Source organism: uncultured Mycobacterium sp. (assembly GCF_964249325.1).
Taxonomy (GTDB): domain Bacteria; phylum Actinomycetota; class Actinomycetes; order Mycobacteriales; family Mycobacteriaceae; genus Mycobacterium.
The window spans coordinates 1-10,448 of the sequence record NZ_CAXUCH010000154.1 but is presented as its reverse complement, the minus strand read 5'-3'; the positions used below and the strand labels follow the sequence as shown (position 1 = coordinate 10,448).

Sequence of the window (10,448 nt, the reverse complement as noted above, 5' to 3'; positions counted from 1 at the left end):
CACGGCTGCTCAGGCGACGACCCGCTGCGCCCGGCTGCGCCGCGCTTGCGATCGTGGCACGGCTGCTCAGGCGACGACCCGCTGCGCCCGGCTGCGCCGCGCTTGCGATCGTGGCACGGCTGCTCAGGCGACGACCCGCTGCGCCCGGCTGCGCCGCGCTTGCGATCGTCGCGGCGGGGACACCGCCACCTCGTCCCCTACCATGGAGTACGCCCGAAACTCCGCCTACCCACGGGGGACATAGCTGTGCTGTCGAAGTTGCTGCGCCTTGGTGAAGGTCGCATGGTCAAGCGCCTGGCACGGGTCGCCGACTATGTGGACTCCCTGTCCGACGACGTCGCCAAGCTCAGCGACGCCGAGCTGCGGGCCAAGACCGACGAGTTCAAGAAGCGCCACGCCGACGGGGAAAGCCTCGATGACCTGCTGCCCGAGGCGTTCGCGGTGGCCAGGGAAGCAGCTTGGCGGGTGCTCGACCAGCGCCCCTTCCATGTGCAGGTGATGGGCGCGGCGGCGCTGCACTTCGGCAACGTCGCCGAGATGAAGACCGGTGAAGGAAAAACGCTGACCTCGGTGCTGCCGGCCTACCTCAACGCAATCGGCGGCGAGGGCGTGCACATCGTCACCGTCAACGACTACCTGGCCAAACGCGACAGCGAGTGGATGGGCCGCGTGCACCGGTTCCTGGGCCTGGGCGTCGGCGTGATCCTGGCCGGCATGGGCCCCGACGAGCGCCGCGCGGCCTACGCCGCCGACATCACCTACGGCACCAACAACGAGTTCGGCTTCGACTACCTGCGCGACAACATGGCGCATTCGCTGGAGGAGTGCGTGCAGCGCGGGCACCACTACGCGATTGTCGACGAGGTCGACTCCATCCTGATCGACGAGGCCCGCACCCCGCTGATCATCTCCGGGCCCGCCGAGGGTGGCACCAACTGGTACACCGAGTTCGCCCGCATCGCCCCGCTGATGCAAAAGGACGTCCACTACGAGGTCGACCTGCGCAAGCGCACCATCGGCGTGCACGAGATCGGCGTGGAATTCGTCGAAGACCAGCTCGGCATCGACAACCTCTATGAAGCCGCCAACTCCCCGCTAGTGAGCTACCTCAACAACGCGCTGAAAGCCAAGGAGCTGTTCCACCGCGACAAGGACTACATCGTCCGCGACGGCGAGGTGCTCATCGTCGACGAATTCACGGGACGCGTGCTGTATGGCCGCCGCTACAACGAGGGCATGCACCAGGCCATCGAGGCCAAGGAGCACGTCGAGATCAAAGCCGAAAACCAGACGCTGGCCACCATCACGCTGCAGAACTACTTCCGGCTCTACGACAAGCTGGCCGGCATGACCGGCACCGCCCAGACCGAGGCGGCCGAGCTACACGAGATCTACAAGCTCGGCGTGGTCAGCATCCCGACCAACAAGCCGATGATCCGCGCCGACCAGTCCGACCTCATCTATAAGACCGAGGAAGCCAAGTTCCTCGCGGTCGTCGACGACATCACTGAGCGCTACGAGAAGGGCCAGCCGGTGCTGATCGGCACCACCAGTGTCGAAAAGTCGGAGTATCTGTCGCGGCTGCTGACCAAGCGCCGCATCCCGCACAACGTGCTCAATGCCAAATACAACGAGCAAGAGGCCGGCATCATTGCCGAGGCCGGCCGGCGCGGTGCGATCACCGTCGCCACCAACATGGCCGGCCGCGGCACTGACATCGTGCTGGGCGGCAACGTCGACTTCCTCACCGACAAGCGGTTGCGCGAGCGCGGCCTAGACCCGGTGGAGACGCCGGACGAATACGAGCAGGCCTGGCACGAAGAGCTGCCCGTCGTCAAAGCGGAGGCCGCCAAAGAGGCCAAGGAAGTGATCGAGGCCGGCGGCATATACGTACTGGGCACCGAGCGCCACGAGGCCCGGCGCATCGACAACCAGCTGCGCGGGCGCTCCGGCCGCCAGGGCGACCCCGGCGAGTCGCGGTTCTACCTGTCGCTGGGCGACGAACTCATGCGCCGCTTCAACGGCGCCACCCTCGAAGCGATGCTCAACCGGCTCAACCTGCCCGACGACGTGCCGATTGAAGCCAAGATGGTGACCCGCGCGATCAAGAGCGCACAAACCCAAGTCGAGCAGCAGAACTTCGAGGTCCGCAAGAACGTCCTCAAATACGACGAGGTGATGAACCAGCAGCGCAAGGTCATCTACGAGGAGCGCCGCCGCATCCTGGAAGGCGAGAACCTCAAGGAGCAGGCGCTCTCGATGGTGCGCGACGTCGTCACCGCCTACGTCAACGGCGCGACGGTCGAGGGCTACGCCGAGGACTGGGATCTGGACAAGCTGTGGGATGCGCTGAAGACGCTGTATCCAGTCGGCATCGACCACAAGGATCTCTTCAACCCTGAGGCGGTCGGCGAGCCGGGCGAGCTCACTCGCGAGGAGCTGCTCGACGCGCTGCTCAAAGACGCCGAAAGAGCTTATACGGCAAGGGAAGCCGAGATCGAGGCGCTTGCCGGCGACGGTGCGATGCGTCAGCTGGAGCGCAGTGTCCTGCTCAACGTCATCGACCGGAAGTGGCGCGAACACCTCTATGAGATGGACTACCTCAAAGAGGGCATCGGCCTGCGCGCGATGGCGCAGCGCGATCCGCTGGTCGAGTACCAGCGGGAGGGCTACGACATGTTCGTAGCCATGCTGGAGGGGTTGAAGGAAGAGTCGGTCGGCTTCTTGTTCAACGTCGCGGTCGAGCCGGTGCCCGCACCCGAGGCCCCCCCGGTCGCAGATGCGGAAGATCTGGCCGAGTTCGCCACGGCAGCGGCAGCTACAGCGCAACAGCGCGTCGGCGTCGGAGCTCGGGAACCAGTCCCGAAGGCCGTGCGCGCCAAGGGTATTGACACCGAGTCGCCTGCCTTGACGTATTCCGGTCCGGCTGAGGACGGGTCGGCTCAAGTGCAGCGCAACGGTGGCGCGCAGAAGACGCCGGCCGGGGTACCTAGCGGTGGCAGTCGGCGCGAGCGGCGGGAAGCCGCGCGTCGGCAAGGCCGGGGACCCAAGCCGCCGAAATCGGCGAAGAAGCGCTAACCGCCCTTCAGGTCGACGATTTGAGGCAAACCCCTCATGCGCCCATGTCAGGGGCCGCTGCAGCATCGTGGGCATGACTACTAACGTCAACATGAGCGAGCCAGCGGAGTTCGCCCGGCACGTCGAGGAATATCCGGTACTGGCCGCGGCGACCTGTGAGCGGGTTTCCGGTTACGGAGTGATGGGCTTGCCCTTTCGCTCAGGACACGTGCTCGGGTTGCGCCGGTGGACCGCGTCGTCGCTAGGCGAGGCCTTCACTTCTATCTGGCATCGTGATCCGCAGGGCAGGTGGACTTTCTACGAGTCGGCGCCGTGCCAGGTGGCCTGTAGCCGCTACTTCGGCGCCGAGGTGCAGCGCACCCGACTCGCACCGATCGGGCTCGAATGAGAAACGCCGCGGCGGCTGCGGATTTGGACTCTCGACGACGCCGCGGTCAACTGGACGATCCAGCTCGGCTCCACGCCGGTGACTCGCGCGATGAGTCTGGTTGGGTCCTCGATGCCGAACAGGTTGTGGCGTTCGCGTTCGGTCCTGTCACTGGTCGGCCACCGCGCGGGCCGGGTTCTGGGCGCCGGCCAGGCCAGGCTGAGCGGACAGACGTCCAACGGCCAGCAGTTCGATGCCAATCCACTGCGGATCTGGTGTGTCACCGACAGCACTGCCGTCGTCGAAGGCGAGGACCTCGGCCCCGTCGGGCCACTCGCCGAGCAAGCACGCATGGCCGACTTCTACTTCCCACAGCGGGGGATCTTCGCGATAGGCCGCGTGTTCGTGGAACCGACGACGGGAGGTTGAGCGCGCCGGTCAACCGATGTGCAAGGCCACCACTTGCCACCGGTTTCCGTCTGCGGCCGGCAGTTGTTCGACGCGGCAGGCGATGGCATGTATCCGGCGACCCCGACTGTACGTGCCGAACACCTCTGCCGCTTTCGCCCGCTCGTGCAGTCCGACGGCTTGTAGCCGCACCCGGCGCAGCACCGCTGCGCCGTGGCGACTGGCGGCACCGGGGTTGAGCGCGAGCACCGAGTCGACAAGTCCCGGTGTCAGCAGCGGACGCAACTGGGCGATCGGCCGGCGCCGGTCGATGACTTCCAGCACGCGGCGCAGTGCTGCATCGGCAAAATCTGCCGCCGCCCGCAGCGTCGGCGACATGGCCGCTGCCGGGTGGTGCGCGGCTGCGCGGCCGGATGCCCGCGCGTTGGGACGCCGCAGCGCCGTCGGGGAAACCGGCCGACAGTGCTGCACGTCGCGCGGCGGCGGCTCGTAGTCGACAACGGGCACGACGGCAATGCAGCCGTCCAGATTAATGGTCAAGGTGCACCCTCCAGCGGTCGAGCGAACAGAAGCGGGCCTGCTGGAGAGTGGCAGACGTTTGTGTGGCGGCGAACCGACGTTTCCGCGTACCCGCCCTGCACAGCCCCTGAGCTGGCGGTTACGGTGAGCGACGACGGTGAAGTGCACGAAACATCAAGGGGGACGGGCCGTGCCGCGGTTGTCCACGTCGGACGCGTCCTTCTATCGGCTGGAGAACACCGCCACGCCGATGTATGTCGGCTCGTTGTCGATCCTGCGGCGCCCGCGCACCGGGCTGAGCTACGAGACGCTGCTGGAAACCGTCGAGCAGCGGCTGCCGCAAATCCCGCGCTACCGGCAGAAAGTCCGCGAGGTCACGATGAACCTGGCCAGGCCGGTGTGGGTCGACGACCGCGATTTCGACATCACCTACCACATCCGGCGCTCCGCACTGCCCTCCCCGGGCAGTGACGAGCAGCTGCACGAGCTGATCGCCCGACTGGCTGCCCGGCCATTGGACAAGTCGCGCCCGCTGTGGGAGATGTACCTGGTCGAAGGGCTGGCCAAAAACCGCATCGCGCTCTACACGAAGTCACACCAAGCGCTGATCAACGGCATGAACGCACTGGAGATCGACCACGTCATCGCCGACCGGACGCGGCGTCCGCCGACCTTCCCCGAGGACTTCTGGGTACCTGGCCGCGACCCCGGCACCACCCGTCTGCTGCTGGGCGCCATCGGTGACTGGGTGTCGCGGCCTGGGGCGCAGCTGCAGGCCGTCCGCTCCGGCCTTGTCGAGGCGGTAACCAACTCGGGGCTACTGATCGACGTGGGCCGGCGGTTGGTCAACGTCGTGCGCACAGTCGCGCGCGGCACCGCGCCCAACAGCCCGCTCAACGCCCCGGTCTCGCGCAACCGGCGGTTCACGGTCGCGCGCGGGCGGCTCGAGGACTACCGCGCGATACGGGCACGCTACGACTGCGACGTCAACGACGTGGTGTTGGCCGTCATCGCCGGCGCGCTACGTAACTGGCTGCTTTCGCGCGGTGAGGTCGTGGCGCCACCCGCAACCATCCGCGCGATGGCGCCGATGTCGGTCTATCCCGACGACGACGCCTCCAGCCCCGGCCAGGCGATCAGCCAGGTGACACCGTTCCTCATCGACTTGCCGGTGGGGGAGGGCAACGCCGTAGTGCGGCTCTCCCAGATCGCCCATGCCACCGAGTCGAATCCCTCGGCGGGCAGCCTGGTCGACGCCCGCAGCATTGTCACGCTGTCGGGCTTCGCGCCACCAACCTTGCACGCCATGGGGATTCGGGTGGCCACCAGCATGTCGGCGCGGTTGTTCAACCTGCTGATCACCAACGCGCCCGGGGCGCAGTCGCAGATGTATATCGCCGGGGCCAAACTGCTGGAGACCTACGCGGTTCCGCCGCTACTGAACAACCAGGTGCTGGCCATCGGTGTGACGTCTTACAACGGCATGCTGTATTTCGGGATCAACGCCGACCGTGAGGCGATGAGCGACGTCGACGTGCTGCCGTCGCTGTTAGCTGAGTCGCTCGAAGAATTGCTGGAAGCCGCGAAGTAGCCGACGCACGCACCTAGCATCTGCTGGTGTGAGCAAGAACTCCACCAACACGACAAAGGCGAAACCGAAGCCGGCGAAACGAAGGATCCCCAACGACCTCTACGAAGCCGAATTGTTCCGGCTGCAAACCGAATTCGTTAAATTGCAAGAATGGGTACGCCATTCCGGAGCCCGCATCGCAGTGGTCTTCGAAGGCCGAGACGGAGCCGGCAAGGGCGGCACCATCAAACGGATCACCGAATACCTCAATCCCCGGGTTGCGCGGATCGCCGCATTGCCCGCCCCCAGCGATCGCGAACGCGGCCAGTGGTATTACCAGCGCTACGTCGCGCACCTGCCCGGCAAAGGCGAGATCGTGCTTTTCGATCGGTCCTGGTACAACCGCGCCGGCGTCGAGAAAGTCATGGGTTTCTGTACGCCGCAAGAACATGCGCTGTTTCTGCGCCAGACTCCAATTTTGGAGCAGATGCTCATCGAAGACGGTATCTTGTTACGCAAGTACTGGTTTTCGGTGTCCGAGGACGAGCAGTTGCGACGGTTCAAGGCCCGGCTGAACGACCCGGTGCGGCAATGGAAGCTCAGCCCGATGGACCTGGAATCGCTGTATCGGTGGGAAGACTATTCGCGCGCCAAGGACGAAATGATGGTGCACACCGACACCCCGCTCAGCCCTTGGTATGTCGTAGAATCCGATATCAAAAAGCACGCGCGGCTCAACATGATGGCGCATCTGCTGTCCACAATCGACTACCAGGACGTGGAAAAGCCGAAGGTTAAGCTGCCCACGCGTCCGGTAATGAGCGGCAACTATCAGCGTCCGCCGCGCGAATTGTCGAGGTATGTCGATGATCACGTGGCAACGTTGCTGGGTGACCGCAAGTAGGCCGTTACAGTCGGCTGATGCGGGTCTATGTCCCTGCGACGCTGGCGATGCTGCAGCGGTTGGTCGCCGACAGTTCACTGCGGCCCGTCAACGGCACGGCGTTTGCGGTCACGCCCGCGCTTCGCGAGTCGTATGCCGAGGGTGACGACGAGGAGCTTGCCGAGGTCGCCCTGCGGGAGGCCGCACTGGCTTCGCTGCGGCTGCTGGCCGGCGGCGGCGAGGATTCCGATGACGAATTACCGCCGCGCCGCGCGGTGCTGGTCGCCGACCTCGACGACGTCACGCTTCGCCCGGATCTCGACCACGCGGTAGTGCGGCTGAGTGGGCCCGTTGCAATCGACGACATCGTCGCGGCGTTTGTCGACACTGCTGCCGCGGAAGCCGCGGTGACAGCGGCAATCGCGGCCATCGACGCCGCCGACCTCGGCGACGAGGATGCCGAACTGCTGGTCGGCGACGCCCAGGACCACGATCTGGCCTGGTACGCCGCCCAGGAGCTGCCGTTCTTGCTTGAGCTGCTGTAGCCACGGCTGGATACGGACCCGTAGGTTACGGTACCGTAGGTTAATCGCGTGGGCGGAAGCCGCATGCCGCACAGTCAGCAGGAGCTTCCTATGGAACCAACGAAGAAGAAAATCGCGAAAATCACCGCCGACGTCGTCGACACTGAACAGCCGACCGTCGTCGGCGCGGAACACCATCCGGGCTGGAACATGCTGCGCCGGATCGCCACCAGGATCACGACCCCGCTGTTGCCCGATGACTATCTGCACCTGGCCAACCCCCTGTGGTCGGCCCGGGAACTGCGGGGTCGGGTCGTCGAAGTGCGCCGCGAGACGCGCGACTCGGCAACGCTGGTCATCAAACCCGGCTGGGGTTTTAGCTTCGACTATCAGCCCGGTCAGTACATCGGCATCGGGTTGCTGGTGGACGGCCGCTGGCGTTGGCGGTCGTATTCGCTGACGTCGAGCCCGGTGACGGTCTCGCGCACGGTGACGATCACCGTCAAGGCAATGCCCGAAGGTTTCCTATCCACCCACCTAGTTGAGGGTGTCGCGCCCGGGACGGTCGTCCGGCTGGCCGAGCCGCAGGGAAATTTCGTGCTGCCCGACCCCGCGCCGCCGGCCATCCTGTTTCTGACGGCGGGAACCGGCATTACGCCGGTGATGTCGATGCTGCGGACTTTGGTGCGCCGCGACCAGATCACCGACATCGTGCACCTGCATTCGGCGCCCACCCCATCCGACGTGATGTTCGCTACCGAACTGGCCGAGTTGCAACGCGAACACGCGGGTTATCAGCTGCGGTTGCGCACGACCCGCACGCAGGGCCGGCTTGACCTTGCCCGCCTCGATGAGGAAGTGTCCGACTGGCGGGAACGGCAGACGTGGGCGTGCGGCCCCGAAGGCATGCTCTCCGAGGCGGAGAGGGTCTGGTCGTCGGCGGGCGCGGCGGAACGGCTGCACTTGGAGCGGTTCGCGGTGTCTCGGGCAGCCCCTGCCGGGGCGGGCGGGACGGTCACGTTCGCCCGGAGTGGTCGCACCGCGGTGGTGGATGCGGCGACGTCGTTGATGGACGCCGGCGAGCGGGCGGGTGTGCAGATGCCGTTCGGATGCCGAATGGGCATCTGCCGATCGTGCGTGATTCCGCTGGTCGACGGCCACGTCCGCGACTTGCGGACCGGCGTGGAACACGAGCCCGGCACGCGGGTTCAGACCTGCGTTTCGGCAGCTTCGGGTGACTGCGTACTCGATATCTAAGCGATTCTTAGCTGCTACCCGCTGGTAACTTACGGTTTCGTAGGTTACGATACCGTAGGACAGCGAGTCCCCGACCGCAGGAAGGCAAGGTATGGCCGTCACTGACATCGAGGTATTCGCGCATCTCACGGATGCCGACATCGAGAACTTGGCCGTCGAACTGGACGCCATCCGTCAAGACATCGAAGACTCCCGCGGCGAGCGAGACGCCCGCTACCTCCGCCGCACCATTGCCGCGCAGCGCGCCCTCGAAGTGACCGGCCGGGTGCTCCTGGCCGCCGGCTCGCGACGCACGGCGTGGTGGGCAGGCGCAGTAACGCTGGGCGTGGCCAAGATCGTCGAGAATATGGAGATCGGCCACAACGTCATGCACGGCCAGTGGGACTGGATGAACGACCCCGAGATCCACTCGACAACCTGGGAGTGGGACAACCTCGGGGCCTCCAAGCACTGGCGGTACAACCACAACTTCGTGCACCACAAGTACGCCAACATCCTTGGCATGGACGACGATGTCGGCTACGGCATGCTGCGCGTCACCCGCGACCAGCGCTGGAAGCGCCACAACCTATTCAACGTCGTGTTCAACACGATTCTCGCGGTCGCCTTCGAATGGGGCGTCGGCTTGCAGCACGTGGAACTCGGCAAGATCTTCAAGGGTCGGGCGGCCCCGGAAGACACCCGGGTTCGGATCAACGAGTTCGGGCGCAAAGCCGCTCGGCAGCTCGTCAAGGACTATGTCGCGTTCCCGGCGCTGACGTCCTTGTCGCCCGAAGCGACGTATATGGCCACGCTGAAGGCCAACGCGACTGCCAACGTGATCCGCAACCTGTGGGCTAACGCGGTGATCTTCTGTGGGCATTTCCCCGACGGAGCCGAAAAGTTCACCAAGACCGACATGGCCGGCGAGTCCAAAGGCCAGTGGTATCTGCGCCAGATGCTGGGCAGTGCCAACTTCGACGCCGGGCCGGTGCTGCGGTTCATGAGCGGCAACCTGTGCCACCAGATCGAACACCACTTGTATCCCGATCTGCCGAGCAACCGGCTCGCCGAGATCTCGGTGCGGGTGCGCGAGATCTGCGACAAGTACGATCTGCCGTACACGACCGGCCCGTTCCTGGTGCAGTACGGCAAGACGTGGCGGACGATCGCCAAGCTGTCGCTGCCGAACAAGTACCTGCGCGACACCGCCGACAATGCCCCGGAGACCCGCAGCGAGCAAATGTTCGTGGGCCTCGAGGGCTTCGGCCGCACCGATCCGTCCACCGGGCGCCGGCGCGGGCTGAAGACCGCGATCGCCACCGTGCGGGGCTGGCGTCGCAGCAAGCGTCCCAAGGCGCTTGGTGCCGAAGGCGGCGACGACCTGGCCGCCTAACCACTGAGACGTTGGTCTGATTGCCGCGCGTCGACTTAGCCGACGACGGGCACTCAGACACCATGAGTGTCGTAGTGGTCGGTCAGATCGGCCGTGATCTGGTGCTGCGTTGCGCTGAATTACCCTAGAGCGGTGGATCCGCGCCAGTCGTGGAGCGGCGCGAACTGCTAGGTGCCAAGGGTGCCAATCAGGCTGTCGGTCTCGCCCAGCTCGGGGTGCCTGTCGCGCTGATCGGAGTGGTCGGCGATTACCCGCCAAGGAAGCCGAGCTGATGGCCGGTGAACCTGTCGACTCGGGGCACACCGCAACGGACTGGGCTCGGCGATTGCTCGACACCGGACCCGATCTGGTCGCGGTGGCCATACCCGGCGCCGGCGATCTGGCCGTCTGGGGTGGCGGCACCCAGCTCTTTCCGTTGTCGAACGTGCGGGTGGTCGATCCGACCGGCGCCGGCGACGCGCGTTCGC

At 65.7% G+C, this 10,448-nt stretch carries 9 protein-coding genes and 1 pseudogene; 9 read left to right on the top strand and 1 reads right to left on the bottom strand.

What is annotated here, in order from left to right:
- The first annotated feature begins 246 nt into the window (after positions 1 to 246).
- The 3 genes from secA to ACFE99_RS17410 all read left to right on the top strand — a co-directional run bounded on the left by secA (position 247) and on the right by ACFE99_RS17410 (position 3,874).
- A complete protein-coding gene (gene secA, locus ACFE99_RS17420; RefSeq protein ID WP_375487454.1) occupies positions 247 to 3,078 on the top strand; it encodes a preprotein translocase subunit SecA in 2,832 nt (943 codons plus the stop codon).
- A 73-nt stretch (positions 3,079 to 3,151) separates the two neighbouring features.
- Positions 3,152 to 3,466 carry a hypothetical protein gene (locus ACFE99_RS17415; RefSeq protein ID WP_375487452.1) on the top strand — a complete coding sequence of 105 codons (315 nt, stop codon included), beginning with the start codon at positions 3,152 to 3,154 and terminating at the stop codon, positions 3,464 to 3,466.
- Between the two features lie 90 nt (positions 3,467 to 3,556).
- Positions 3,557 to 3,874, top strand: coding sequence for a hypothetical protein (locus tag ACFE99_RS17410; RefSeq protein WP_375487450.1), 318 nt, complete (start codon positions 3,557 to 3,559; stop codon positions 3,872 to 3,874).
- Between the two features lie 9 nt (positions 3,875 to 3,883).
- On the opposite strand, the gene ACFE99_RS17405 is transcribed toward ACFE99_RS17410, so the two are convergent.
- Positions 3,884 to 4,393, bottom strand: coding sequence for an Rv3235 family protein (locus ACFE99_RS17405; protein ID WP_375487448.1), 510 nt, complete (start codon positions 4,391 to 4,393; stop codon positions 3,884 to 3,886).
- 169 nt (positions 4,394 to 4,562) lie between these two features.
- On the opposite strand from ACFE99_RS17405, the gene ACFE99_RS17400 reads away from it, so the two are divergent.
- The 6 genes and pseudogenes from ACFE99_RS17400 to ACFE99_RS17375 form a co-directional block, all read left to right on the top strand.
- Positions 4,563 to 5,963: a wax ester/triacylglycerol synthase family O-acyltransferase gene (locus tag ACFE99_RS17400; RefSeq protein ID WP_375487446.1), complete on the top strand. Its 1,401-nt coding sequence runs from the start codon at positions 4,563 to 4,565 to the stop codon at positions 5,961 to 5,963.
- Positions 5,964 to 5,991: 28 nt separating this feature from the next.
- The gene (gene ppk2 / locus ACFE99_RS17395; protein WP_375487444.1) at positions 5,992 to 6,846 is read left to right on the top strand and encodes a polyphosphate kinase 2; all 855 of its coding nucleotides are present in this window, start codon (positions 5,992 to 5,994) and stop codon (positions 6,844 to 6,846) included.
- Positions 6,847 to 6,860: 14 nt separating this feature from the next.
- Positions 6,861 to 7,370 carry a DUF6912 family protein gene (locus tag ACFE99_RS17390; RefSeq protein WP_375487456.1) on the top strand — a complete coding sequence of 170 codons (510 nt, stop codon included), beginning with the start codon at positions 6,861 to 6,863 and terminating at the stop codon, positions 7,368 to 7,370.
- Between the two features lie 90 nt (positions 7,371 to 7,460).
- Positions 7,461 to 8,606: a ferredoxin reductase gene (locus tag ACFE99_RS17385; RefSeq protein ID WP_375487442.1), complete on the top strand. Its 1,146-nt coding sequence runs from the start codon at positions 7,461 to 7,463 to the stop codon at positions 8,604 to 8,606.
- Between the two features lie 91 nt (positions 8,607 to 8,697).
- Complete coding sequence (locus tag ACFE99_RS17380) at positions 8,698 to 9,981, top strand: fatty acid desaturase family protein (protein WP_375487440.1); 1,284 nt, start codon at positions 8,698 to 8,700, stop codon at positions 9,979 to 9,981.
- A 271-nt stretch (positions 9,982 to 10,252) separates the two neighbouring features.
- Positions 10,253 to 10,448: pseudogene (locus ACFE99_RS17375) on the top strand (ribokinase); the annotation flags it as partial.